General features: G+C 48.5%; 27 protein-coding genes. 14 read left to right on the top strand and 13 right to left on the bottom strand.

Annotated elements, in window-relative coordinates:
* Positions 1 to 27 precede the first annotated feature (27 nt).
* Entirely contained in the window at positions 28 to 513 is a 486-nt protein-coding gene (locus C7B65_RS17005) for a transposase (RefSeq protein ID WP_219898622.1), read from the top strand.
* A 729-nt stretch (positions 514 to 1242) separates the two neighbouring features.
* On the top strand, positions 1243 to 2322 hold the full coding sequence (gene fba, locus C7B65_RS16995; protein WP_073073585.1) for a class II fructose-bisphosphate aldolase: 1080 nt from the start codon (positions 1243 to 1245) through the stop codon (positions 2320 to 2322).
* 251 nt (positions 2323 to 2573) lie between these two features.
* On the opposite strand, the gene C7B65_RS16990 is transcribed toward fba, so the two are convergent.
* Positions 2574 to 2948, bottom strand: a complete 375-nt coding sequence (locus C7B65_RS16990) for an ASCH domain-containing protein (protein ID WP_073073584.1) — start codon at positions 2946 to 2948, stop codon at positions 2574 to 2576.
* 231 nt (positions 2949 to 3179) lie between these two features.
* Here C7B65_RS16990 and purN point away from each other — a divergent pair, with 231 nt between their 5' ends.
* Positions 3180 to 3869 carry a phosphoribosylglycinamide formyltransferase gene (gene purN / locus C7B65_RS16985; RefSeq protein ID WP_073073582.1) on the top strand — a complete coding sequence of 230 codons (690 nt, stop codon included), beginning with the start codon at positions 3180 to 3182 and terminating at the stop codon, positions 3867 to 3869.
* 4 nt (positions 3870 to 3873) lie between these two features.
* Here purN and C7B65_RS16980 read toward each other — a convergent pair whose 3' ends face one another.
* Complete coding sequence (locus C7B65_RS16980; RefSeq protein ID WP_073073580.1) at positions 3874 to 5280, bottom strand: acyltransferase family protein; 1407 nt, start codon at positions 5278 to 5280, stop codon at positions 3874 to 3876.
* 518 nt (positions 5281 to 5798) lie between these two features.
* On the opposite strand from C7B65_RS16980, the gene C7B65_RS16975 reads away from it, so the two are divergent.
* Both C7B65_RS16975 and thiD read left to right on the top strand, forming a co-directional pair.
* On the top strand, positions 5799 to 6092 hold the full coding sequence (locus C7B65_RS16975) for a hypothetical protein (protein ID WP_073073579.1): 294 nt from the start codon (positions 5799 to 5801) through the stop codon (positions 6090 to 6092).
* A 95-nt stretch (positions 6093 to 6187) separates the two neighbouring features.
* On the top strand, positions 6188 to 7000 hold the full coding sequence (gene thiD, locus C7B65_RS16970) for a bifunctional hydroxymethylpyrimidine kinase/phosphomethylpyrimidine kinase (protein WP_073073577.1): 813 nt from the start codon (positions 6188 to 6190) through the stop codon (positions 6998 to 7000).
* Between the two features lie 17 nt (positions 7001 to 7017).
* Here the strand turns inward: thiD and C7B65_RS16965 are convergent, their stop codons facing one another.
* Together C7B65_RS16965 and C7B65_RS16960 are read right to left on the bottom strand one after the other, a co-directional pair.
* Positions 7018 to 7269, bottom strand: a complete 252-nt coding sequence (locus tag C7B65_RS16965; RefSeq protein ID WP_073073575.1) for a PIN domain-containing protein — start codon at positions 7267 to 7269, stop codon at positions 7018 to 7020.
* A complete protein-coding gene (locus C7B65_RS16960) occupies positions 7266 to 7535 on the bottom strand; it encodes a hypothetical protein (protein WP_073073571.1) in 270 nt (89 codons plus the stop codon). The genes C7B65_RS16965 and C7B65_RS16960 overlap by 4 nt, the downstream gene beginning before the upstream one ends.
* Before the next feature lie 369 nt (positions 7536 to 7904).
* On the opposite strand from C7B65_RS16960, the gene metK reads away from it, so the two are divergent.
* The gene (gene metK / locus C7B65_RS16955) at positions 7905 to 9164 is read left to right on the top strand and encodes a methionine adenosyltransferase (RefSeq protein WP_073073569.1); all 1260 of its coding nucleotides are present in this window, start codon (positions 7905 to 7907) and stop codon (positions 9162 to 9164) included.
* A gap of 151 nt (positions 9165 to 9315) precedes the next feature.
* Here the strand turns inward: metK and C7B65_RS16950 are convergent, their stop codons facing one another.
* The gene (locus C7B65_RS16950) at positions 9316 to 10998 is read right to left on the bottom strand and encodes an ABC transporter substrate-binding protein (protein WP_083583044.1); all 1683 of its coding nucleotides are present in this window, start codon (positions 10996 to 10998) and stop codon (positions 9316 to 9318) included.
* A gap of 303 nt (positions 10999 to 11301) precedes the next feature.
* On the bottom strand, positions 11302 to 12084 hold the full coding sequence (locus C7B65_RS16945; protein ID WP_073073567.1) for an SAM hydrolase/SAM-dependent halogenase family protein: 783 nt from the start codon (positions 12082 to 12084) through the stop codon (positions 11302 to 11304).
* Positions 12085 to 12477: 393 nt separating this feature from the next.
* Between C7B65_RS16945 and C7B65_RS16940 the strand changes: the two genes are divergently transcribed.
* From C7B65_RS16940 to C7B65_RS16920, 5 genes are read left to right on the top strand one after another with little or no spacing between them, the layout of a single operon-like run.
* Positions 12478 to 13200: a pyridoxine 5'-phosphate synthase gene (locus C7B65_RS16940; protein WP_073073565.1), complete on the top strand. Its 723-nt coding sequence runs from the start codon at positions 12478 to 12480 to the stop codon at positions 13198 to 13200.
* On the top strand, positions 13200 to 13526 hold the full coding sequence (locus tag C7B65_RS16935; RefSeq protein WP_073073562.1) for an MgPME-cyclase complex family protein: 327 nt from the start codon (positions 13200 to 13202) through the stop codon (positions 13524 to 13526). The genes C7B65_RS16940 and C7B65_RS16935 overlap by 1 nt, the downstream gene beginning before the upstream one ends.
* Before the next feature lie 50 nt (positions 13527 to 13576).
* Entirely contained in the window at positions 13577 to 14311 is a 735-nt protein-coding gene (locus C7B65_RS16930) for a hypothetical protein (RefSeq protein ID WP_073073560.1), read from the top strand.
* A 51-nt stretch (positions 14312 to 14362) separates the two neighbouring features.
* Positions 14363 to 14578, top strand: a complete 216-nt coding sequence (locus C7B65_RS16925; protein ID WP_073073558.1) for a type II toxin-antitoxin system HicA family toxin — start codon at positions 14363 to 14365, stop codon at positions 14576 to 14578.
* On the top strand, positions 14575 to 14796 hold the full coding sequence (locus tag C7B65_RS16920; RefSeq protein ID WP_073073556.1) for a type II toxin-antitoxin system HicB family antitoxin: 222 nt from the start codon (positions 14575 to 14577) through the stop codon (positions 14794 to 14796). The genes C7B65_RS16925 and C7B65_RS16920 overlap by 4 nt, the downstream gene beginning before the upstream one ends.
* A gap of 123 nt (positions 14797 to 14919) precedes the next feature.
* Here the strand turns inward: C7B65_RS16920 and C7B65_RS16915 are convergent, their stop codons facing one another.
* The 3 genes from C7B65_RS16915 to folD are packed head-to-tail and all read right to left on the bottom strand — an operon-like array spanning position 14920 to position 17253.
* The gene (locus C7B65_RS16915) at positions 14920 to 15381 is read right to left on the bottom strand and encodes a divergent PAP2 family protein (RefSeq protein ID WP_073073554.1); all 462 of its coding nucleotides are present in this window, start codon (positions 15379 to 15381) and stop codon (positions 14920 to 14922) included.
* A gap of 22 nt (positions 15382 to 15403) precedes the next feature.
* Positions 15404 to 16330, bottom strand: a complete 927-nt coding sequence (gene crtE, locus C7B65_RS16910; RefSeq protein ID WP_073073551.1) for a geranylgeranyl diphosphate synthase CrtE — start codon at positions 16328 to 16330, stop codon at positions 15404 to 15406.
* A 29-nt stretch (positions 16331 to 16359) separates the two neighbouring features.
* Positions 16360 to 17253 (bottom strand): bifunctional methylenetetrahydrofolate dehydrogenase/methenyltetrahydrofolate cyclohydrolase FolD, encoded by an 894-nt coding sequence (gene folD, locus C7B65_RS16905; protein ID WP_073073550.1) that lies wholly within the window; start codon positions 17251 to 17253, stop codon positions 16360 to 16362.
* 247 nt (positions 17254 to 17500) lie between these two features.
* Between folD and C7B65_RS16900 the strand changes: the two genes are divergently transcribed.
* The 3 genes from C7B65_RS16900 (at position 17501) to recG (ending at position 21087) form a co-directional block, all read left to right on the top strand.
* Positions 17501 to 17929, top strand: coding sequence for a hypothetical protein (locus C7B65_RS16900; protein ID WP_073073548.1), 429 nt, complete (start codon positions 17501 to 17503; stop codon positions 17927 to 17929).
* 18 nt (positions 17930 to 17947) lie between these two features.
* Positions 17948 to 18400 carry an NUDIX hydrolase gene (locus C7B65_RS16895; RefSeq protein ID WP_073073606.1) on the top strand — a complete coding sequence of 151 codons (453 nt, stop codon included), beginning with the start codon at positions 17948 to 17950 and terminating at the stop codon, positions 18398 to 18400.
* Between the two features lie 200 nt (positions 18401 to 18600).
* Complete coding sequence (recG, locus tag C7B65_RS16890) at positions 18601 to 21087, top strand: ATP-dependent DNA helicase RecG (RefSeq protein WP_244913226.1); 2487 nt, start codon at positions 18601 to 18603, stop codon at positions 21085 to 21087.
* A gap of 151 nt (positions 21088 to 21238) precedes the next feature.
* Here the strand turns inward: recG and C7B65_RS16885 are convergent, their stop codons facing one another.
* The 4 genes from C7B65_RS16885 to C7B65_RS16870 form a co-directional block, all read right to left on the bottom strand.
* On the bottom strand, positions 21239 to 22453 hold the full coding sequence (locus C7B65_RS16885; protein ID WP_073073545.1) for an NAD(P)/FAD-dependent oxidoreductase: 1215 nt from the start codon (positions 22451 to 22453) through the stop codon (positions 21239 to 21241).
* A gap of 15 nt (positions 22454 to 22468) precedes the next feature.
* A complete protein-coding gene (locus C7B65_RS16880; RefSeq protein ID WP_073073543.1) occupies positions 22469 to 22684 on the bottom strand; it encodes a DUF6887 family protein in 216 nt (71 codons plus the stop codon).
* Positions 22681 to 22860, bottom strand: coding sequence for a DUF6888 family protein (locus C7B65_RS29645; RefSeq protein WP_073073542.1), 180 nt, complete (start codon positions 22858 to 22860; stop codon positions 22681 to 22683). Before C7B65_RS29645 ends, C7B65_RS16880 begins: the two co-directional genes overlap by 4 nt.
* Positions 22861 to 22972: 112 nt before the next feature.
* Positions 22973 to 23245, bottom strand: coding sequence for a hypothetical protein (locus C7B65_RS16870; RefSeq protein WP_073073604.1), 273 nt, complete (start codon positions 23243 to 23245; stop codon positions 22973 to 22975).
* Between the last annotated feature and the right edge of the window lie 2 nt (positions 23246 to 23247).

Raw genomic sequence — 23247 nt, 5'->3', positions numbered from 1 at the left:
TTTTGCTCATAACCATTCCTATCATGGGTGGGAAGTTTAGAGCTTATTCACCTGTCCAGTTTTTGGGTTCCACCTCAGTTGTCCGAGTTGGGACTAGACCCGTCAAAATTTCCCTCGGCTAAGCATTTTGCCTCTTGGTTAGGGCTGTGTCCCGGCAGTCGCATCACGGGCGGCAAGCGCAAAAGTTCGCAGACTCGCCAAGTCGCCAATCGAGTTGCAACGGCGCTGCGGATGGCAGCGCAAACCCTGGTGCGGTCGCATTCTGCCTTGGGCGCATTTTACCGGCGGATGCAAGCGAAACTCGGCGCACCCAAAGCGATTACAGCAACGGCTCACAAACTCGCTCGCATCTTCTATCACCTGTGGACTTCAGGTGGTGCGTTTGTCGATCCGGGCATGGAAACTTACGAGCAGCAGTATCAGGAACGAATGGTCAAAAACCTCAAGAAAAAGGCGATGGCGCTTGGATTTGACCTCGTTGCTAAACCTGCTCTCCCGGAGTGTGTTTCTTAGGAGTTAGCCTTGACTCCTTTGGGCAATGCCTGAGGGCCTTGCTGAATCCACAACACTCGTTTTGCGTGGATCTGAGCTGGGTCATCTGTTAGCAGTAGCGCATCTTGATCACCATCGCACACAGTCAGACCCGCTAAAAAAGCCAGATTCTCGCAAAGGCAGCGCCAAACGTTTCGACTAACCCATCGGTGACGTGATTGGCAATCTTGGCGTTGCTGAATCGAAGTATGAATCTGTCTATCGAGGCTGAATCCTTTCGCCCCCTAAATCTCCCAAGTTTGGGGGACTTTAAGATTCCGGTTCCCCTCAAACTTGGGGGGCTGGGGGGGCAATTCATATCACCGTTCAGCAACGCCGCAATCTTTTCTGGCGAAAGACATCCTGAGAACCGTTGAGCAATCTCGTTCCCTCGCTGTAGGCCAAATAGTCGGGTTGGATCGAGCAGTTCACCAAGTTCAGCGATCGAGTCAAGCATCTAAATCAGCCGAGTCTCCAACCCCATTCAGACGCAGATTGACCTCCGACGATGGATCTCAAACTACGAAAACCTCGGATTGATTTTGGGTTCATCTCACCATTCATAAGTAAAATTAATAGTATTTCTACCTATCTAGTTGATTTAATCGACAAATTCGACTAACTTTGGGCGTGAAATTGTCTTAAGATTGTCGTAACAATTAATTTGTTTAACATCCACTCGCTGACCCCAACCACCCAGGAGGACTATCTATGGCGCTTGTACCTTTGCGGCTGCTGCTTGACCACGCGGCTGAACACGGTTATGGCATCCCGGCTTACAACGTCAATAACATGGAGCAGATCCAGGCAATCATGAAGGCTGCCCATGAAACGGATAGCCCCGTGATTTTGCAAGCTTCTCGCGGTGCGCGTAACTATGCGGGCGAAAACTTTTTGCGTCACTTGATCTTGGCGGCGATCGAGACCTATCCCGAAATTCCGATCGTGATGCACCAAGATCACGGCAACGCGCCTTCAACCTGCTATTCAGCGATGAAAAACAACTTCAGTAGCGTCATGATGGACGGCTCGCTCGAAGCTGATGCCAAGACTCCTGCAAGTTTTGAATATAACGTCAATACCACCCGCGAAGTCGTGAAAGTCGCTCACGCGATCGGGGTCAGTGTCGAAGGTGAACTCGGTTGCCTCGGCTCACTCGAAACGGGCAAAGGCGAAGCAGAAGACGGTCACGGTTTTGAGGGTGCCCTCTCCCACGATCAGCTTCTAACCGACCCTGACGAAGCCGTTGAGTTTGTTGAGCAAACCCAGGTTGACGCTTTGGCAGTGGCGATCGGCACCAGCCACGGAGCTTATAAGTTCACTCGCAAACCGACGGGCGAAGTGTTGGCGATCAGCCGCATCGAAGAAATTCACCGTCGTTTGCCCAACACTCACTTAGTGATGCACGGGTCGTCTTCCGTTCCTGAAGATTTGATCGCGCTGATCAACAAAAATGGGGGGGCGATTCCTGAAACCTATGGAGTGCCTGTCGAAGAGATTCAAAAGGGCATCAAGAGCGGTGTTCGTAAAATCAACATCGACACTGACTGCCGTTTAGCGATTACCGCAGCCGTTCGTGAAGCGCTGTTCTCTAACCCTAAAGAGTTTGATCCCCGCTTCTTCCTCAAGCCTTCGATCAAGTACATGCAGAAAGTTTGTAGCGATCGCTACCAGCAGTTTAGTGCAGCAGGTAATGCTAGCAAGATCAAGCAAGTGAGTCTTGAAGACTATGCTGCGAAGTATGCGAAGGGCGAACTGACCGCAGTGACTAAGAAGACGGTTGGCGTTTAAGCCTGAGTCCTTGAGTTAGTTGAGAAGCTGGGCGGTTGCAAAACTGCCCAGTTTTTTTGGGGTTAACTTCTGATCGGCTCTTCTAGCTTTTTGGCAACTCCTTATACCGATTTAATTGAACTTCCGTTTAACGGCTGCTCAGCCGTGAACGAGTTAATCAGGCTTACAGTTGAATTGACCCTACCCCAAATTGGGGGATTGAGGGGGCAGAAGCTGCTGACAGCGCAGCGAAAAAACTCGTCGAGCTGACGTTAATTTACGATCCTTACTTGATTTGATTCAACAAGTTTAAAGTAGTAAGCTACAAACTCAAACTCATCAGTGGGATTATTAAAATATTCAAGGTGATCGCTTCGGAATTCTTCCGCCGACATATCAGTTTCACCCCGCCAAAGTCTTTCTGGTATGTTATCCCACGTACATAACTCTAAGCAAACGATTCGTATTTTGCATGCTGGCGTTCTATCTAGTTTGTAAACACTGTAGTACTCACCAACCACCAATGCGTGATTGTAATCATCTTCATCGTCGAGTTGATTTAGCCACACGCAGCTTGCTGTTTTGCGACCTTGAACAATCTGATCAACTAGATGATCAGAAACAAATTGAATTCGTTTTTCTTGCATTCTCAAAACTTCTTCACTTTGAGACTATATTGTGAACGGAAATTGACAAAACAGGTTTAACGATTCCCCAGCCCTCTCGTGGGACAGGACTCTAGGCTGTACGGGCAAGATGCCCATGCGCCAATTCACTCAGGATTGCTATAGATAACCTAGCGATCGAACTTCTGATTAGAGCGGCAAGACTCACTGCTAGTATGAATTAGTTTTCTGATTTTTCTTAACCCAACATCCATGAGCAATAGTCCAGCAATTGCGGAAGTTTCTAGCTTGATTTCTCCCAGTCCGACCCCGATCGCTGATCCTCAACCACCCGTCAAGCTAGGAGTGATGGCATCGGGCAGTGGCAGCAATTTTGAGGCGATTGCTCAGGCGATCGCCGATCGTCAACTCAATGCCCAGGTTGAACTGCTGATCTACAACAATCCGGGGGCAAAAGTGGTCGAGCGAACGGCGCGGTGGGGCGTTCCTTCAGCCCTGTTTAATCATCGCGAGTTTGAGAATCGAGAAGACCTCGATCGCGCGATCGTGCAAGCCCTCCAACAAGCAGGGGTTGAGTGGGTAATTATGGCGGGTTGGATGCGAATCGTCACCCCTATATTGATTTGCGCCTTTGAAAATCGGATTTTGAATATTCACCCCAGTTTGCTGCCTAGCTTCAAAGGAAATCGAGCTGTCGAGCAAGCGTTAGAAGCAGGGGTGAAAATTACGGGCTGCACGGTGCATCTCGTCGTGCCTGAAGTCGATAGCGGCACCATCATCATGCAAGCAGCGGTGCCTGTGTTGCCCGATGACACGGTTGAAACGCTGCAAAATCGGATTCATCTTCAAGAGCATCAGATTTATCCTCCAGCGATCGGGTTTGCGTCTCAAGCTTTCAGAAAAAAGCTGGACAGTGAATTGCCCAATCTACATCGAAAGTAGGGATCTATGAGTAACGAATTTTGGCTTGTTTAGATCGATCGAGATCTGGCTTAAGATCATTTTCGTTGACCCAAAGCGTTTTGTGTCCGTCAGAAATTCGACAAAGATAAAATGTCTGATCATGAACCACCTGCTCGACCTTGATAATATTCCAACCCTGACTGCCGTGATAGCAGACCCGATCGCCGACTTTAAACAGGCAAGTCTGCTGTTGAGACGTGAACACCAAAATCGCATCTAGCGATCGCCCCAAGCTGACGGCTGCTCGTTGCAACCAGGGAGTGGTTGAATCTGCTAAAACCGCTAAAAGCAACGTCCCGATTACCATAACAGGAAGCGCTTGATAATATAATGCAAGCTGATCGCCGACGGCAAGATTAATCGTTCGATCAATGACAAAGTTATGAATTAAAAAATAACTGTAGCTATGAAGCCCTAACCAAACCATGATCGATTGAAGTCGAAACCTTTCAGCAAGGGCGCGAAAGATCACCATGCAGCAGAGTGAAAGTCCGATCGCGACGAAGAAGTCAGCAAAGATCCAGCCAAACCGATAAAACTGACCGATGAATCCAAGACTGTAGATGGGGATTCCGACTAATAAAGCTTTAGAAGGCTTCCAGTAAATTGCACCTTTACGCTGTAGGTAAGATTGTGCAACCACCATTCCTAACACAAAAGTACTCAGTTTTGCGATGAACGGAAGAAAGGGTTGCCAATCGGTAGGAGTATTGAAAACAACATAAGTGGGATGTCCACCAAAGACATAAACTGCAAATGCTCGGTAGATTAGAGTGATTAAGATGCTAACAATCAACGAGTTGCGCGCGCCCCAACGCTGTAGAAGATTCCACAACAATGGGAAGATAAACGCAAAGCTGAGAATGAGTGGAACAAACCACCACGGCCCGCTCGTGGGCATGAGCACACTTCCCCCATAGTCAAACAAAAGCGGAAAGGTCAGCCCTCCGAAGGTGTGCCAAGCATCGGGTGCATAGCTGTTAGTAATTTTACCGATCGCCCACAGCACCGGATACGCTAACCATGCCACCGTCCAAAACGGTAAGAGAATTCGCAGCGATCGTCGTCTGAGAAAGCTTTTGACTTCTAAGGGTTTTCCCTTCAGTGATAACACTAAGCTGAAGCCGCTAATCAAGACAAAAACATCTACAAACTGAAAGCCAAACCAGATCAGAACACTAGAGATTTGGGTAAAAGCTCCTGACCCAAGCTGACTTGCGGCACTTAAAATTTGATGCCCATTGCTCAATAACCCAGTCGGCTGAGGCGTGTAGATATACTTCGTAAAAAGTAGCTGAGAGTGATAAAGCAACAGCATTATGGCTGCAAAAATACGAATTCCTTCTAGCCATGCTAAACGCTGCACTCTTAGCTCTTTAAAATCACTCATTCTCAAATATTCTCTCAACCGATGTCGCATTTGTGAGTCTGGTTTCTGCTCAAAATCCAGACTTTTTATATAGATCCGTTTTACCGAGGCGCAACCCTCAAAGCCTATTGATACTTCTCAGAGAGAAGCTTTCAGCCTTACGCTTTAAAAGAGCCAACCCTTAAAATCTAAACGAATCGAGACTCTACCATATACGCCGCTTAGTTTGAGTGGCAGGCGGATCTATAAAAATCTATCTAAGTATTTATAGCTACCAGGAAACTATGTCTTGAGGCATCTCTCGTGAGATATGAACTTTTGAGCGCGCAGGAAGAATTAAGTGAAGAATTTCTTTAATCGATCGTGCCATTAAACACCTCTTTAGGTAGGTCAACCCATCTCGGTTGAGCTGCATAATGAGGATTCAATGAAACTACGGGTATTGAAGATTAACAAGCCAGTAGAATATCCCCAATTTCACCGTGTAGATTCGATCTTGAATCCGATTTAATCTGTACATCACTTTCTGGGTTGCTCTCATGTCTCCTCAGCTAACTCGCCAAGATCTGCGTCTTTTAGAGAAATATCGAATTCAGCGTCTGCGCCAACTGTTTTCAAAAACGCTGGGTCTCTGCTTAATCAAGCTAGACTGCAACGACACGCTACGAGTTCACTGCCCCGAACCTTGGCTGGTCGATCGGATGATTGCTGATTCCGATCGGCTCCTCAACTCGACTCGATTAATGTTGGGTGCGCGCTATATTTCTCTCTATTATGCTGGCGAAGAAGTGTATAAAGTAGAGACTTGTCAGGTTAAATCAGTATCGGCTTAAGTGGTGAACAGTCGATTTTATCTCACCTAACCCGATCTCCTTTTCACGCTTGCAGCACCGATTAGGATAGTAATCAAACCCTCAATCTGCGGTGTATGACCTTTAACCCTGCCTCCGTCCCGGTTGCGTTGACGATCGCTGGCTCAGATAGCGGTGGCGGAGCCGGAATTCAGGCAGATTTACGTACCTTTGCTTTTCATCGAGTTCATGGAACGAGCGCTTTGACTTGTATCACCGCGCAAAACACGCTGGGCGTAACTCGCGTCGATGCGCTACCTGCCGAGGCGGTGGTGGCTCAAATGCAGGCAGTCGTGCAAGACATCGGTGTGCAGGCGGCAAAAACTGGAATGCTGCTTAACCAAGAGATTATCGCCGCCGTTGCCGAACAGATCAAACGGCTGAACATTCCAAATCTGGTGGTTGACCCCGTGATGGTGTCTCGCACAGGAGCGCAACTGATTGACGATGACGCGATCGCGACGCTGCGATCGCAGTTAATTCCCCAAGCGGCAGTGTTAACGCCCAATCGCTACGAGGCACAGATTTTAAGTGGTTTAGAAATTGATACGCTAGAAGCTATGCAAGCAGCAGCACAGCGCATTTATCAGCTCGGAGCCAAGGCTGTCTTAGTCAAAGGCGGCGGCATGAAGGGCGACTTGAGAGGCGTTGATGTCTGGTTTGATGGCAAACAGTTAAAAACGCTAACCACCGAGCAGGTCGATACTCAAAACACTCACGGGACAGGTTGCACCTTGTCAGCCGCGATCGCTGCAAATCTGACGCTGGGTCACGATCTCTTCTCTGCAACGTGCCTCGCTAAAGATTATGTCACTAGTGCGCTTTGCAATGCTCTCAACATTGGTCAGGGTCAAGGCCCGATCGGACACTTTTTCCCACTTCTAACTTGAGATAAGAATGGTGAAAGTCATGATGCAAACCAGTTTTCTATCTGTAGGGCTTGAAAGTTGGCAAAGTCAGAAACGTTATTGGTAACAAGAATCAAATTGTTGACGTGGGCAATCGCGGCAATTTGTCCATCTTGAAAAGCTGGAGTTTGACCCATTGCTACAAGTCGAGCACGTTCAATGGCGTGCCATTTTGCAGCTTCAGCGCCGTAGGGCAAAATCGGGAAAATAGGTTCAGACAGAATGTTGGTATCAATCAGATAAATGCTCATAGGTTAATGTCTCGTCCGGGGGAACGATCGCGCACGTCGCCCCAAATCTCATCAGGGTCGATCTCAATGCCTTCTGCTTGCATTTCGGCGCGGAGTCGTTCAACACCTTCCCAAAATCCCATCCTTGGGGCAGATTGGCATCGCTCAATCTCGTGTTCGATCGCTTGAATCAGAAAGTTTTGCAGATCTTCGGGGCTGCCTGCGATCGCCTGTGCCTGCGCTAAAAGTCCGATGGGAAGTTGAAGGGTAATGGGTTGAGTGTTCATGGTTGATCTGTTTATATCTATTTAAAGGGGTAAGTTGCTTGGTCGGAAGAGATGTGCCAACGAGTTTTAATTTTTACAAGATCTGCGATCGCAAACCTTGTCAATCGTTCTTAAAGTTCTGCAAAAATAAACTGATTGAATTCAAAGAGTTAATGAAGCTTGACAATTGGAGCGCGCGCTTTTCTCCGTGTAATTGCTAGGATGCCACAACAGATCTCAAAACTTCTGTCAGGCTCAACTTAGACTGATCTCTAAGCAGCCAGTGCTTGGGGGTGTGCGATCGCCCATTATCCAACTGAGGCTGGGTGATATAATCCCTCCAGCAATTTAGACTGTCTCTAACCCTTATCTAGTTAAGAGGAGAATTCCTTGTCACGACGATATTTTTTTACATCAGAGTCGGTTACAGAAGGGCATCCCGACAAGATTTGTGATCAAATCTCCGACACAATTCTCGATGCCTTATTAGCACAAGATCCCAAAAGCCGCGTGGCTGCTGAAGTAGTTGTCAACACTGGGTTGGTTCTCATTACAGGTGAGATTACCTCCAAAGCACAAGTTAACTTCATCGATTTAGCGCGCCAAAAGATCGCCGAAATCGGGTATACGGGCGCTGAAAATGGCTTTTCTGCCAACAGTTGCGCGGTGCTGATTGCGATCGACGAGCAATCACCTGACATTGCTCAAGGGGTCAACACGGCCCACGAATCTCGTGAAGAATCGAGTCAAGAAGCGCTCGATGCGATCGGGGCAGGCGATCAAGGAATCATGTTTGGCTTTGCCTGCAATGAAACGCCTGAGTTAATGCCTTTACCGATCAGTCTGGCTCACCGCATCTCGCGCAAGCTAGCAATCGTCCGCAAGACGGGTCAACTGTCTTATTTGCGTCCTGATGGCAAGACCCAAGTCACCGTTCTTTATGAGAACGATCGTCCGGTTGGCATCGACACGATTTTGATTTCGACCCAGCACACCGCCACGATCGGAGACATCACCGATGATGCTGCGATTTTGGCAAGAATCAAAGAAGACCTTTGGGCGCTGGTCGTTGAGCCAACGTTTGAAGATGTCGAGATCAAGCCTGATGCAAACACCCGCTTTTTGGTTAACCCCACGGGCAAATTTGTGATCGGCGGGCCTCAAGGTGACTCTGGTTTGACAGGGCGTAAGATCATCGTAGACACCTACGGCGGTTATTCGCGGCACGGGGGCGGCGCATTTTCTGGCAAAGACCCCACAAAGGTCGATCGCAGTGCGGCTTATGCGTGTCGCTATGTGGCGAAGAATATTGTCGCTGCTGGGTTAGCCGATAAGTGCGAAGTGCAGTTAAGCTATGCGATCGGGGTAGCTCGCCCGGTGAGCATCATGATCGAAACCTTTGGCACGGGCAAGGTTGCCGATAGTCAGCTTCTGGAGTTGGTCAATCAGCACTTCGAGTTGCGTCCGGCGGGCATTATTCAGGAGTTCAACCTGAGAGGCTTGCCCGGAGAGCGTGGCGGTCGCTTTTATCAAGACGTGGCAGCTTATGGTCACTTCGGCCGCACCGATCTTGAGCTTCCCTGGGAGCAAATCGATAAGGTGGCAGTGCTTAAAGAGGCATTAGCTCAACCTGCTGCGGCACGAGCCTAAGTTCCCATACCCATTTGATTTGCGAATGTGACAGATCTGCGTAGGGGCATGGCATGCTGTGCCCCGTCAGCTCGAACGATCAATCGCAATTGTTTCCAAAATTGGGATTCGTTTGACCCCTGAGAAGAGATATCCTCTCAGGGGTTTTTGTTTATTTTTTAGAGATGGCTTCAAAGGGTTCCGTTCCTAGAGGGCTGGGTAGCCAACCGTCGATCGTCCTACGAGAAACGAGTAAGGGTTTAGAATGCGCGATCGGCAATCGCACGACTTCTCGATGCAAAATCTGATCGACTTCGGCATAGAGTTTTGAACGCGCCGATTGGTCTGCGGTAAGTCTGGCCTGATCAAGCAATTGCAAAACCCGATCGTTCTTCCAGCTACCAATATCTTTAGTGCCACCTGCCCCAAAGTGAGGATAGTAAAACGTGTCTGGGTCGCCATAGTCACCCGTCCAGCCCATCATAAAAGATTGATAGCCGGGAGGTTTGATGCGATCGGCGATATAAGCCGTCCAGTCTTTTGTTTTGAGGGAGACGCGAATGCCGACAGCGTTTAAATCTGCGGCAAAGGCTTCTGCGATCGGCTTCGGAGTCGGAAAGTAGGGACGAGAAACGGGCATATACCACAAGTCCATCGCAAAGCCGTTGGGGTAGCCTGCCTGAGTCAGCAGTTCTTTAGCTTTTTGCGGGTTGTAATCGTAATCTTTTAAGTCAGGAGACTGCGCCCAAGAGAGCGTAGACGGGATGAAGTGAGGCGTGCTTTCTGCCAAGTCTCCCCAAAAGGCTTTGACGATCGCGGGTCGATTAATCGCATGGGCGATCGCTTGCCGAACTCGCACATCCGACAAGGGTTTATAAGTAGGATTAAGTGCCAGATAGCCAACATTAAATGAAGGACGAAAGATGGCTGTGAGATTAGTGTCTCGATCGATTTCTGCTTTTTGGTCGGGGGCAAGATCCACTGTGAAATCAAGCTGTCCGGCCCGAAGCTGCGCTAGTCTTGCTGCTGGATCGGTGATAAACCGCATCACCAGTTGATTGCTTTTGGGAAATCCAGCCTTCCAGTAATTAGGATTCTTTTCGAGAACGATACGATCGCCCGATCGCCATTCTTTAAACATAAACGCTCCGGTTCCCACGGCTCCGGCGGCTGGCTTTCCATAACTTGCAGCAGATTTTTTAATCGCGGTCGGGCTGGCGATGCCAAAATAACCGGACGCGATCGTGCTGGGAAATGCCGCAAACGGCTGCTTCAAAACAAACTGAATCGTGAATTTATCAGTCACAACCAAATTCTGAAGCAGTGAATTAGGTTCACCTTTAGAACCACCAAAAATCTGTTCCCAAATCTCGTAAGTCTTGCCCGCGTTGCGATAGCCAAAGGGATTGTTTTTATCCCACCAGCGATCGACGTTAAACTTGACAGCTTCCGCATCAAATTCAGTTCCATCATGAAACTTAACGCCTTGACGTAATTTAAATGTCCAGATTTTGCCATCGGGTGAAGCCGTCCACGCAGTCGCCAAACCGGGCTGTAATTCTGTGGTTCCCGGCTTGAATTCGATCAGGCGGTTGTAAATTTGATTGTGAACGACGATCGAGTTTCCGTCTGTGATATTGCCCGATTCTAGATTGACAGGCTGTCCCCCAGAGCCGTAGATCAATACACCTGATTGAGCCGTCCCACCCGGATTATTAGGGCTGCTGCAATTTGAAACAATGAGAGCGATCGTCACCAGCGCTGCTAAAAATCCAGGTTGCCAAGCGTGTTTGAATTGATTTCGGACTTGTCTCAAAAGTTTTTTCACCGCGTTCGATTCCTCATTGCCGCTCATTGCTACTAGCGTTTATCAATCTATTAAGGATTGTGGATTAAATAGTATCGGTTACTTGCAACGCCAATGGGCACGGCAGTGCCATGCTACCGGATTCTGGCTTTATTTAATTCACGATCCTAAACTAACGTCAGCTCGATGAGTTCTTTCGCTTCGTTCTTCAGCGCTTCAGCCCCCTAAATCCCCTAATTCTGGGGGACTTCAAGCCCAAAATTCAGGTTCAAAGTCCCCCAATTTTGGGGGATTTAGGGGGCAACCCGGATTTGCAACCGCAGCGAAAAGCTTCATCGAATTCACGTTAAATTAACCAATCTGCGCGACCTTTTGATTCACGCGAGGTTTACCAAACCGTTCCCAAGCACTGCCACCGCGCAAAAACAACTCCATCCAGCGAATCTCGCCAGCTTCAGCCGACCAGCCAGAACTGCCGGGAGCAAACGCCAAAGTGCCTTCAGGAACGCGAAAACTCCCATCCGAGTAAATCGCATCGCTCACCACATCGCCAATCCGAATCACGACCTTGGCTTCTGGCTCTAACTTCAGTGTGTGAGCCGGAATTGTGGTTTTGATGTTGCCATAGCCATCGACCCAGGCAACCCGATCGTTAGGCACATCCAAAATTTGCTCTGGGTTGAGGGCCTCGCCTAGCAAGCTGAGATCTCCATTCGCGATCGCAGCCGCAGCCGGGGGGAAAACATCACGCGATCGAAACTGCGAGCCGCCTCTCGAAACATTCACAACTTGTAACTGAGCGTGATGCTTAATAAACGAAAGTGTGAATCCAGCATTTACGCCAACCACTTTTACGCCGTTGTTTAACAGCGCGTAAGTTAATCCTTCACCTTCGTTGTTTTGTCGGGCTTCGGGGTCGTCTTGACGCGGGGCGCAGTTGTGATAAATCAATCGCTCTGCCGGACCCGGATTCAAACCCAGTTGCGCGATCCAAAAGCCCGTTGCCAACGTGCTAAATGGGGGAACTGAGAGCAGATTGATTTGCGCTTGAGGAATGCCGATCGACAGGCGTTGAGTCACTTCTGAAAAGGCAGGATCGCCCGTTCCATAATCTGCAATCAGGCTAATATACATACTTAATTTTTTACAAAGTCACCATCAGGATTTTATCGTTGACCGCTGATTTGTGAACTGCCAGATCTGTCCTCACCCTAGCCCTCTCCCGCAGGAGCTACGGTGTATGCATGAGTCCTTTCGCTTCGTTAAGAGCGGCTTTTGCCCCCTAAATCCCCCAAAATTGGGGGACTTTGAAACTGAACGTTTTGGGTCAAAGTCCCCCAGAATGGGGGATTTAGGGGGCAAACCCCCAGCAATCTGAACTTAAATCACTTTGTGCATACACGGTAGCCGCAGGAGAGGGGAGCTAACAATCTTGTTCCCTCTCCTTGGGGAGAGGGCGACTTCAGCAACATCACAACCCCTTAGACACGTTAAAATCAGGGTCGAAAGCTTCGGAGAACAACCGTCTTGCCTACACTCGGAGTCAACATCGACCATATTGCCACCATTCGGCAAGCCCGACGCACGGTAGAACCTGATCCCGTCGCGGCGGCTGTCTTAGCAGAACTTGCCGGGGCCGATGGCATCACCGTTCATCTGCGCGAAGATCGGCGACACATTCAAGATCGCGATGTGCAACTATTGCGGCAAACCGTGCGATCGCATTTAAATCTAGAAATGGCAGCGACTGATGAAATGGTGGCGATCGCCCTCACCATCAAACCCGATTATGTGACGCTCGTGCCCGAAAAGCGCGAAGAAGTCACCACCGAAGGCGGCTTAGATATCGCCGGACAGCTAGACCGCATGAAATTTGTGGTCAGTCAACTTCAGGACGCACAGATTCCGGTTAGTTTGTTTATTGATGCCGATCGTCATCAAATCGATGCCTCTGCTGCAACGGGTGCTAAATTTATCGAACTGCACACCGGACAGTATGCCGAGGCTCACACCGAAGACAGCCGCGCCAAAGAGTTGCAAATCTTAGCAGAAGGATGTGAACACGCGATCGCCTCTAGGCTGCGGGTCAACGCCGGACACGGACTTACTTATTGGAACGCTTATCCGATCGCATGTCTCACAGGCATGGAAGAATTGAATATTGGACATACAATCATCAGCCGGGCTGCCTTAGTGGGGTTAGAACGTGCCGTCCGAGAAATGAAACAAGTGATTCAAGGGAAAGTGTGATGACGACTTATTACTACGTTTTAGCCAGCCAGAAATTTCTGACCGAAGACGAACCGATCGACGAAATTTTTAAAGAACGGACTCGCAACTATCAGGAAAACGAAAAAGAAATCGATTTCTGGCTCGTCAAACAGCCTGCATTTCTCGAAGCGCCGGAATTAGCGGCGATCAAAGTCCAATGTCCTCAACCTGCGGCGGCGATCGTGTCAACCAATAAACAATTTATTACCTGGCTAAAGCTGAGGCTAGAATATGTGATCACAGGTGAGTTCCAGGTTTCAGAAACGATTCCTCAGCCGTTGGCTTCTCTGGCTGCCGTTTCGTGATAATTGACGAACTTCCTGATCCGACCTAGTTTTTCGCAGCTAAAAAATCTATGTACCCGACGATCGTGCGCTCTGATTGGCTTAGATTGAAGGCACTCCCCGCGATCGTCGGGCTGTTGGTGGCGATTCCACACGCGCTTGCTTTGCAGTTCCCATCGGGAGCGATCGCCCAAGCCAATCCGCAGTGTCAGCCCCCCAACTCTGGCGAATATTTGCTGTTGGTGGTGAGCAAAACGCCAGACGTTCAAGACAAGTTACGCAAAGTGTTGCCCACCAGCGCCAGCACCACAGTTTGTCGCTATTTAGATGATGTGGTGACTCGCGTCAGTGGGTTTAACACCGTAGAAACTGCCAGTTCTTGGGCGCAATATCTGACTGAAACTGTGGGACTGCAAGCGTTTGTGGCACGACCTGCGATCGGAAATGCGTCTCAAAGTCCTGCTAGAATTGCGAATCCCCCCTCAGCAGGGGTCACAAATCCTTCTAATTCCTCGAAATATAATCCTCAGCCGCTCGGCGCAGGCTACGCAGTTTTGGTGAGCTATTTTAACAAGCCAGAGTTAGCCACTCAGCTACAGCAGGCCCTTAAAAAAGACGTGGGATTAGTGTCATACGGGCAGCGTCCTTATCTGTTAGCCGTACATACCCCTGATCAAAAGGCAGCAAATTCTATGTTGCAGAGTTTGAGCGATCGCGGTTTCTCTGTCATGGTCGTAGACAGTCGCCGCGTCACTCTGCTGAAGTCTAGCGTCCAGATTTCTCCATCTGCGGTCGGAGAACGATAGGCGATCGATTCAATATCAAAATGTAAGGAGGGTAAATGATAGTGAGCAACGATGCCCAGAAAGATTAGAGAACTCAAGAAAATTCTGAGACGAGCTGGGTTTGACTACAGACAGGCAAAAGGGAGCCACACGGTTTGGTTTCACCCCGATTGGGATGGGCGCATTGTTATTGCCCGAAAGGATGGCGACGATAGCCCAGACTATTTGGAGCAACAGGTCAAAGATGCCTTATCAGAGCTAGAGAAACCGCAGGAGGGAAACGAATGAGCGCACAGTATGGCATGGTGATTCAGTGGTCTGAGGTTGATCAATGCTTTGTGGTGATACTGCCCGATTTTGCCGATGTGGTGAAGCAACCTTGCACCGATGGCAAAACCTATCAGGAGGCGGTAACGCACGGTCAAGAAGTGATTGAGTCACTGATTGAGATGTTTCAGGATGAAGGCAAGTCTCTGCCAGAGCCGAAAGTTTTTCAAGCTGCGTAGAGGCTCGTGGAGATAGCGAACAGTTCATCGGACATCAAAGGGCACCTGATTGAAGTGCCCAGCATCACGGGCAAGCGAACAACTACGCTGCGAAGAACCCGTTCGTCAACCCTTGACCGCGCCCTACTGACCAAATACAAATTCTGCGCCAAATGAGATAGCGATGCCTAAAATCGACCCAACAATGACTTGAACGGGCGTATGTCCTAGTAGTTCTTTGAGACGATCTTCAGCAAATTGATGCTCTCCCTGGAAGAACTCATCAATGATTTGATTCAAAATTCGAGCTTGCTTTCCGGCAGCTTGACGAACGCCTGCTGCGTCATACATTACAACAATGGCGACGATCGTGGCGATCGCAAACTCACTGCTGGCCCATCCTGAAGTTTGTCCCACGCCAGCCGCCAGCGCGGTCACTAGCGCAGAGTGAGAACTCGGCATGCCACCGCTTTCGACAACAACGCGAAAATTTAACTTGTGATTTTTAATCAGTTCAACAATGAGCTTAGTTGCTTGAGTCAATAAACAAGCAAAAATCGCAACTAGCAGCACTCTGTTATTCAATAAATCGCCAAAGTCCTGCATGGTTTAAAGCGTGACGCGTTTTTTAGTGAGTGCGGGCGGTGATGAAGTCGGCGATCGCCATCAGAGGCAAGGCGCGATCGCCATATCCTGCGACTTCTGATTTGGCTTGCTCGATCAATTGTTGGGCTTGGCGTTTTGACTCTTCAATGCCCCAAAAGCTAGGATAGGTGACTTTTTGAGCGCGCAAATCTTTTCCGACCGATTTGCCCAACTCTTCTTGAGTCGAGGTGATGTCTAACACATCATCGACAATTTGAAAAGCCAGCCCGATCGCTTGAGAATATTGAGACAATCGCTGCACGTCTGCGTCTGATGCGCCTGCAATAATGCCGCCACTCACGACCGACGCTTCGAGTAAGGCAGCCGTTTTGTGAGCATGAATAAAGTTTAACGTTTCAATTTTCACATCACACGCGCCTTCACAGTGCAGATCGACGACCTGCCCACCGACCAGCCCAGCCGCACCCACTGCGCGACCGAGACGGGCAATCACCTTCATCAAGCGATCGGGCGGAACGTTTTGAGTTTCTTCAACAATGTGTTCAAAGGCGTATGCCAGCAAGCCATCTCCGGCTAAAATCGCGACGGCTTCGTTAAAAACTTTGTGATTGGTCAGCTTGCCCCGCCGATAGTCGTCATTATCCATCGCGGGGAGATCGTCGTGAATCAGCGACATGGTGTGAATCATTTCAAGCGCACAGGCAGTTGGCATGGCCATCTCGATCGTGCCGCCCATCAATTCACACGTTGCTAGACAAAGAATCGGACGCAACCGCTTGCCACCTGCCAGCAGCGAATAGCGCATCGCCTCATAAATCTGCTCAGGGTAGATCACCGGGAGGGAGCGATCGAGGGCAGCTTCTACCTGTTCTTGCCGAGTCGATAGATAAGCGCATAAGTCAAATTGAGAGGCTCGTTTTGAAAATTGTGTTTCATCTGTCACTAACATAGGTTCCCTCCTAACATCTTCTCTGGGTTTCAGGTTCCAGAATTCAATCTGACTGACCCCGCAAACTTTTGAGAATAGCTCCATATTGTATTGTGCAACAGCATGGTCACAGTCATCGCGCCAACTCCGCCTGGAACTGGGGTTAAATATCCGGCAACGGGTTGGACTGCCTCAAAGTCAACGTCTCCCACTAATCGACTTTTGCCCGTTGCGTCGGTGATGCGATTAATGCCGACATCGACGACAACAGCGCCCGGTTTAACCATCTCAGGCGTGATTAGCCCTTGGCGACCCACGGCTGCAATTAAAATGTCGGCACTGCGAGCGATCGCCCCCAAATCGTGAGATCGAGAGTGCGCGATCGTCACCGTCGCGTCTGCTTCGAGCAGCAAAAGCGCGATCGGTTTGCCGACCAAAAGACTCCGACCGATGACCACGGCTTGTTTGCCGCTGAGATCAATTTGATATTCTTCTAAAAGCCGCATCACACCCGCAGGCGTGCAGCTTCGCAAGCCGGGTTCGCCGCGCACCAAACGCCCAAGATTATAGGGGTGTAACCCATCTGCATCTTTATCGGGATCGATTTGATTGAGCAGCGCTACAGAATCGAGATGAGCGGGGAGGGGTAACTGGACTAAAATGCCGTCTACCCGATCGTCTTGGTTGAGTTCGTGGATAGTCTGTTCTAACTCGGCTTGAGTCGCATCGGCTGGAAAATGTTTGCCATAAGAAGCGATCCCGACGATCGTGCAAGCCCGTTCTTTATTTCGCACATAGGCAGCACTCGCTGGATTGTCGCCCACCATCAGAACTGCTAGACCTGGCGGACGCTTGTGATTTGCTTGCAAAACTTTGACTTGTTGGGCTAACTCTGCCTGCATTCGTTGAGCCAGAGCTTTGCCGTCGAGAAGTTGGGCTGTCATAAAGGTGAGCGATAAATTTTGAGTTAAAAGACCGAATCCAAAATTCTGAATACTTCGGGTATCTTTTAGTTCAGGGAAGAGTACGATCGTTGAGCAAAAATAGGGAGATGTGTGTTAGCACATCAACAAACTTGTCCTAGTTTCGCAAATTCAGTCTACCTTGTAATGCCTTTCGGCTAGTCCTTCAACGCGGCTAAATCAAACTCTAATGGTGAAGCAGACGTTCTTTAAAGCAGTTAGGTGAGCCATGCGATCGCACTTCTCAATTCTCACACGCGGGTTTGGGCTGTCTCTTTTGGTTGGGTTATTGGGCTGTAGTCGTCCGATTTTACAGGCTGATGAGACGCAGCTTCGTCCTGAAGCGATGCTTTCGACCCTAGACCTTAGCACCACCAAAATCAGCGATTTGCAAAAGCAGAAAACAAATTTTACAGTTCACTTACAGGGCAAAGTTGGTGCTCAAGCGCCGCTAGCAGGTCTGAGTGCCTATGAGCTTCAAGACGCAACGGGCAAAGTTTGGGTGGTGGCAAAAAGTGCGCCCCTCGCCCCCGGAACTGAGGTAAAAGTCACCGGAAAAGTCCGCTATCAGAGTATTCTATTGAATGGTCAGGATCGAGGGTCAGTTTATATTGAGCAAGAAGGAGCCACCGAACCCGTTTCAGCCAATAAAGTGTAGTGTGCCGGGATGAATCGCATGGATAATGGGAGCGACGATCGGATTCAGGTGGCGATCGCCATTCTCTATCGAGAGAACCGATTTTTGATGCAGCTTAGAGACAACGATCCCCGCATTGTCCATCCAGGTTGTTGGGGCTTTTTTGGGGGACACATTGAGCCAGGAGAAAGCTCAGAAGTCGCCGTTGTGCGAGAATTGATTGAAGAAATTGGCTACACGATGCCGAGTGTGACTAGATTCAAGGACTACGCCGATGAAAAAGTGATTCGTCACGTCTTCCACGCACCGCTGACGGTTGGGCTGGAGAAGCTTGTTTTAATGGAAGGGTGGGATCTGGGATTGCTTTCGCGAGATGATATTGTGCGAGGAGAATGTTTCTCCGATCGAGCTAACCAAGTTCGACCGATGGGCGCAACTCATCAACAAATTTTGCTAGACTTCATCGAAGCAAATGGTTCAATAAATGGTTAAAAATAGTCCATAGACTCTATTTTTAATCCCTCACTAGACCTCCTGCACGAATTCGGAAACGCCCCCTAAATCCCCCATTCTGGGGGACTTTGAAACCGCAAGTCTTCTCAAAGTTCCCCAGAATGGGGGATTTAGGGGGCACAAACCGACCTGAACGGAGCGAAATCTGAGAGAGCTTATATCGAGAATTTTATTCATGCATGAGGTCTGCTCTTTTAATGATGGATCTGGTGAGATTGCAAAAAGCTTTGTCGGTTGAGGCAGAGCATGGATTTAATAACCTGGAGGGAAATCAATACCACTTCGGCGAATTTTTGCATCTCAATTTCAGTCAACCGGATGCGGCATTGCCTAGCCCCGATCGAGAACGCTGTCAAGAAATCGCCTCGCAGTTTGCCAAATATGGTGATCTGACATTTTCTCAGCGTCAGCATTTGGTTGCAGAGACGCGACGGTTCCTCTACCAGGTCAAAAAGGCAGCCGATGACACAGCAAAAAAATCGATAGAACCCTCAGTCCAGCCTGCCGCTAAAAAAGTGGTTGCTGCTCCTCGCACGAGTCCGATCGTCGAATCCAACCGCAGCATCTCGCTCGATCAAGCCCTCACCTATCTCCCCGGAGTTGGCACCAAAAGCGGTGAGAAGCTGGCAAAATTAGGGCTGCTCACTGTGCGAGATATGCTCTATTACTATCCACGCGATCACCTTGACTATGCTCGTCAGGTGACGATTAGAGAGCTACAAGCGGGTGAAACCGTGACCCTGATCGGCACCATCAAAAGCTGTAGTTGCTTTACCAGCCCACGCAATAGTAAGTTGACGATCGTCGAACTCGTGATTCGCGACTCGACCGGACAGATGAAAATCAGCCGCTTTTTTGCCGGAACCCGCTACAGCAATCGCGGTTGGCAAGAACAACAGAAGCGTCAATATCCCGTCGGGGCAACGATCGCAGCATCAGGATTGGTCAAAGAAACCAAGTTTGGGATGACCTTAGACGCGCCTGATTTAGAGATTTTAGGTCAGGCTGATGATGCGATCGATTCGTTTACGGTAGGGCGAATTGTACCCATTTATGCCCTAACAGAGGGTGTTGGCGCAGAATTAGTTCGACGGACGATGATCACGGCGCTGGGAGCGATCGAGCAACTTCAAGAAGCGCTTCCCAAAGGCTTGCGTGACGAATATGGCTTGATTGGCATCGCCGAGGCAATTGCTCAAATTCACTTCCCGCCAGACAGTGACGCGCTAGAATCTGCCCGTCGTCGCCTCGTGTTTGATGAATTTTTCTATCTGCAACTGGGCTTGCTCAACCGTCGCAAAAATCAGCAGCAAATCCAAGCCAGTGCCGTAGTTGCCCCAACCGGAAAGCTGATTGATGATTTCTACAAACAATTGCCTTTTGAACTCACAAACGCTCAAAATCGAGTCGTCAACGACATTCTGAATGATTTGCAAAAACCCGTCCCAATGAATCGCTTAGTTCAGGGCGATGTGGGATCAGGAAAAACCGTGGTTGCCGTGATCGCTCTTCTAGCCGCAATTCAGTCGGGTTATCAAGGCGCATTAATGGCTCCAACTGAAGTTTTATCAGAACAGCACTATCGAAAATTGGTCAGTTGGTTTAACTTGCTGAATCTGCCTGTGGAGTTGCTGACAGGCTCGACCAAAGCAGCAAAACGTCGCGAAATTCACGCCCAGCTTGAAACCGGAGAATTGCCCTTGCTCGTCGGAACTCATGCACTGATTCAAGACACGGTGAACTTCAATCGTTTGGGGTTAGTGGTGATTGATGAACAGCACCGCTTTGGCGTTCAGCAACGCGCGAAACTTCAGCAAAAAGGTGAGCATCCTCATGTGTTGACGATGACTGCAACACCCATTCCTCGAACGCTGGCGTTGACGCTTCACGGCGATTTAGATGTCAGTCAAATTGATGAACTGCCGCCGGGTCGAAAGGCGATTAAAACCACCGTTCTAGTGGGGCGAGAACGGTTAAAAGCCTATGAGCTAATGCGTCGTGAAGTCGCGCAGGGTCGCCAGATTTATGTGGTCTTGCCTTTAGTTGAAGAGTCAGAAAAATTGGATTTGAAATCTGCGATCGACGAACATCAAGAACTTCAAGAAAAGGTCTTTCCCGAATTCAAAGTCGGCTTGCTGCATGGGCGAATGACCTCTGCTGAGAAAGACGAGTCAATCACTCAATTTCGAGAGAACCAAACTCAAATTCTGGTGTCTACAACAGTGGTCGAAGTGGGGGTTGATGTGCCCAACGCGTCAGTCATGCTGATCGAACACGCCGATCGCTTTGGGCTGTCACAACTACACCAGCTTCGCGGTCGAGTCGGTCGAGGGGCAGCTCAGTCATTTTGTCTGCTGATGAGCAGTTCTAAAACCGAAACGGCTCGTCAACGGCTCAAGGTGTTAGAGCAATCTCAAGACGGGTTTTTCATCTCAGAAATGGATATGCGCTTTCGAGGCCCAGGTGCAGTGTTGGGAACTCGACAATCAGGTTTACCAGATTTTGCGCTGGCAAGTTTAGTCGAAGATCAAGAAGTGTTGGAACTTGCGAGAGATGCGGCAGAGAGAACGATCGAGAAAGACCCCACTCTAGAAAAATGGGCAGCGATGAAAGCCGAACTTGAATATCGCTATCAGCGTTTAATGGGCGGTGCGATTTTGACTTAACGTCAGTTCGCTGCGTTCTTCAGCGCTTCAGCCCCCTAAATCCCCCAATTCTGGGGGACTTTGAACCGGAAATTTTGGCTTGAAGTCCCCCAAATTGGGGGATTTAGGGGGCAGCCCGGATAGCGAAAAGCTTCATCGAATTCACGTTGACTTAAACCTTCTTAAAAGGCTTAAAAAACGAGCGAATTTTCCTCAACAAATAGGGCCAAAACCCTTTAGAAACTTTCTCAAATTTGTAATAGAACAGAACATCTACAATGTCTTCTAGCGTCATCGGCTCTAGATAAGATACGACTTTATCAATTAAAGTATCAGTGTCTTCTAGATATTTTTTCATACCCAATTTTTCTGAGACTTTCCACTTCGCCAAGAATGTTTTGTGCATCTCTTCTTGATAGCCGTTGAAGTCTTTTCTTTGACCTTCTAAATACTCTGCAATATATCGACTAGCAATCTCAGAACTGAGCATCGCGTGTCTGATCCCTTCGCCACCCAAAAAATTGATGGTTGAAACGGTGTCTCCGATCGCGATTAAATTGTCTCGACTATAGACATCATTCAATCCCATACTATATTTAACAGTTGCACCGTGAATATCAGTAATTTTGTAGAATTCTGGCTTAATATAGTCATGAATAATCAGTTCGATATAGTGTTTTAGAGGTTCAGTTTCTTTGACTACTTTATGTTCACCTTGAACGATTCCTGCCCCCACTTTTAATTTGTTTGCTTCCATTGGAAAGATCCAAGAATAGCCTTTAGGAATCCATTTATGACCTAAGAAAAACGTTAATGCTTTAGAGCGCTTTTGATAAGATTCATCGTCAACTTCGATCAAATATTCAACTCCAGTTCCAGTTGTGAATTTAGGTTGAGGATCACCTTTTTGAAGGATCAGCGATCGGTTAGGCCCGGTCGCGTCAACTAAAACTTTTGTAGTAACTGAAATCTCTTCGTCTATTAAATTATTTTTAATCGTTACTAAACTCTCGTTGTCGTTAGTTAAATGACTAACATATCGACATCCCATCCAAACTTCGCCGCCGTGATTAGTCACTTCTTCAGCTAAAAATTCTCGTAGTCTCGTGAAATCTAAAACACTTCCTAGAGTCTTCTCAGATTGCCAAACTCCACGTTTATTAGACGTAACAATCACTAATTGATTCCAAAAACTACCCACCACTTTTTCAGGTAGATCAAATTTTTCTAATGTTTCAAGAGGCGTTCCAGCGCTAGAAAAACTATTTTTAGTAAAGTCTTTAAAGCGTTCGATCAACAAAACTTTTCGACCCGATCGAGCCAAAATGCGGGCACATTGTCCACCAGCAGGGCCACCACCCACGATTACCACATCAAATTTTTCCATTAAGATTTCTTCGGGTCAATTAGGTTTCTGCGATCGCTTCTCAATCTCTGCTCGAAACACTTCTTCTTGCTGCTTCCATTCTTCTAGTGTTTTAGGTGGAGAAAACCAAACCGCCTCAGAATCAGGACTGCGACGAGCAAAGAAAGCTTCTAGCGCACTCATATCTTCTCGATGCTCAAGGCAGTAGGCTCTCAGTTCTGCATTGCTCATCACGTCATAATTTGGCTTCATAATATGAATCTCCACTTTCCATCACGAGAAATTACGACTTGCAGTTCTTCACCAGCAAAGATGTATATTTCACCAGTTCGATCGTTAAATCGAAACAGTTCAACGCTTCGATAAAAGTTAGAGAGCATCTGGCAGACGTAAACACTGGTGAAGTTTTGTTCGGTAGTCGGTAAGATAGCTCATCCCTCAATTCTGCCATAGTTATTTTCGCATCTCCTACTTCTGCACGTTCGGAAGAATACAAAATGATGACCATGCGTGCCTGAAGCCCAACCACTGTCCCGCTGATCACTCTGCTGTCTTAACTAATGTGCCACCGATCGCATAGACGGCATCATAGCCGATTCGCTCTACCCAGGTGACGGCATCGGGTTGGTTGGCTTTTAAGCGATGACAAGCCACAAGCAGGTCTTTATCAATCTCGTAATTGCCTGTGGTGAGGTTGATCGCAATGATTTTGCCGATATTCTCCGTTGTTTCGACTTGAGCACGAATATGCTTCTGGTATAGTTCTTCACCACGTTGAGCGATTTCCTCGCTGCTGAGGTTGGGATGAGGCATGA

Origin of the sequence: Phormidesmis priestleyi ULC007 (assembly GCF_003003695.1) — a bacterium.
GTDB lineage: Bacteria > Cyanobacteriota > Cyanobacteriia > Leptolyngbyales > Leptolyngbyaceae > Phormidesmis_A > Phormidesmis_A priestleyi_A.
The sequence above is the reverse complement of the archived record's forward strand: the minus strand, read 5'-3'. Positions and strand labels throughout refer to the sequence as shown.

Bases quoted from the DNA above. Each gene is read 5' to 3' on its own strand.
- fba (WP_073073585.1), top strand. From the start codon at position 1,243: ATGGCGCTTGTACCTTTGCGGCTGCTGCTTGACCACGCGGCTGAACAC.
- C7B65_RS16990 (WP_073073584.1), bottom strand. From the start codon at position 2,948: ATGCAAGAAAAACGAATTCAATTTGTTTCTGATCATCTAGTTGATCAG.
- purN (WP_073073582.1), top strand. From the start codon at position 3,180: ATGAGCAATAGTCCAGCAATTGCGGAAGTTTCTAGCTTGATTTCTCCC.
- C7B65_RS16980 (WP_073073580.1), bottom strand. From the start codon at position 5,280: ATGAGTGATTTTAAAGAGCTAAGAGTGCAGCGTTTAGCATGGCTAGAA.
- C7B65_RS16975 (WP_073073579.1), top strand. From the start codon at position 5,799: ATGTCTCCTCAGCTAACTCGCCAAGATCTGCGTCTTTTAGAGAAATAT.
- thiD (WP_073073577.1), top strand. From the start codon at position 6,188: ATGACCTTTAACCCTGCCTCCGTCCCGGTTGCGTTGACGATCGCTGGC.
- C7B65_RS16965 (WP_073073575.1), bottom strand. From the start codon at position 7,269: ATGAGCATTTATCTGATTGATACCAACATTCTGTCTGAACCTATTTTC.
- C7B65_RS16960 (WP_073073571.1), bottom strand. From the start codon at position 7,535: ATGAACACTCAACCCATTACCCTTCAACTTCCCATCGGACTTTTAGCG.
- C7B65_RS16950 (WP_083583044.1), bottom strand. From the start codon at position 10,998: ATGAGCGGCAATGAGGAATCGAACGCGGTGAAAAAACTTTTGAGACAA.
- C7B65_RS16945 (WP_073073567.1), bottom strand. From the start codon at position 12,084: ATGTATATTAGCCTGATTGCAGATTATGGAACGGGCGATCCTGCCTTT.
- C7B65_RS16935 (WP_073073562.1), top strand. From the start codon at position 13,200: ATGACGACTTATTACTACGTTTTAGCCAGCCAGAAATTTCTGACCGAA.
- C7B65_RS16930 (WP_073073560.1), top strand. From the start codon at position 13,577: ATGTACCCGACGATCGTGCGCTCTGATTGGCTTAGATTGAAGGCACTC.
- C7B65_RS16925 (WP_073073558.1), top strand. From the start codon at position 14,363: ATGCCCAGAAAGATTAGAGAACTCAAGAAAATTCTGAGACGAGCTGGG.
- C7B65_RS16920 (WP_073073556.1), top strand. From the start codon at position 14,575: ATGAGCGCACAGTATGGCATGGTGATTCAGTGGTCTGAGGTTGATCAA.
- C7B65_RS16915 (WP_073073554.1), bottom strand. From the start codon at position 15,381: ATGCAGGACTTTGGCGATTTATTGAATAACAGAGTGCTGCTAGTTGCG.
- crtE (WP_073073551.1), bottom strand. From the start codon at position 16,330: ATGTTAGTGACAGATGAAACACAATTTTCAAAACGAGCCTCTCAATTT.
- folD (WP_073073550.1), bottom strand. From the start codon at position 17,253: ATGACAGCCCAACTTCTCGACGGCAAAGCTCTGGCTCAACGAATGCAG.
- C7B65_RS16900 (WP_073073548.1), top strand. From the start codon at position 17,501: ATGCGATCGCACTTCTCAATTCTCACACGCGGGTTTGGGCTGTCTCTT.
- C7B65_RS16895 (WP_073073606.1), top strand. From the start codon at position 17,948: ATGGATAATGGGAGCGACGATCGGATTCAGGTGGCGATCGCCATTCTC.
- recG (WP_244913226.1), top strand. From the start codon at position 18,601: ATGAGGTCTGCTCTTTTAATGATGGATCTGGTGAGATTGCAAAAAGCT.
- C7B65_RS16885 (WP_073073545.1), bottom strand. From the start codon at position 22,453: ATGGAAAAATTTGATGTGGTAATCGTGGGTGGTGGCCCTGCTGGTGGA.
- C7B65_RS16880 (WP_073073543.1), bottom strand. From the start codon at position 22,684: ATGAAGCCAAATTATGACGTGATGAGCAATGCAGAACTGAGAGCCTAC.
- C7B65_RS16870 (WP_073073604.1), bottom strand. From the start codon at position 23,245: ATGCCTCATCCCAACCTCAGCAGCGAGGAAATCGCTCAACGTGGTGAA.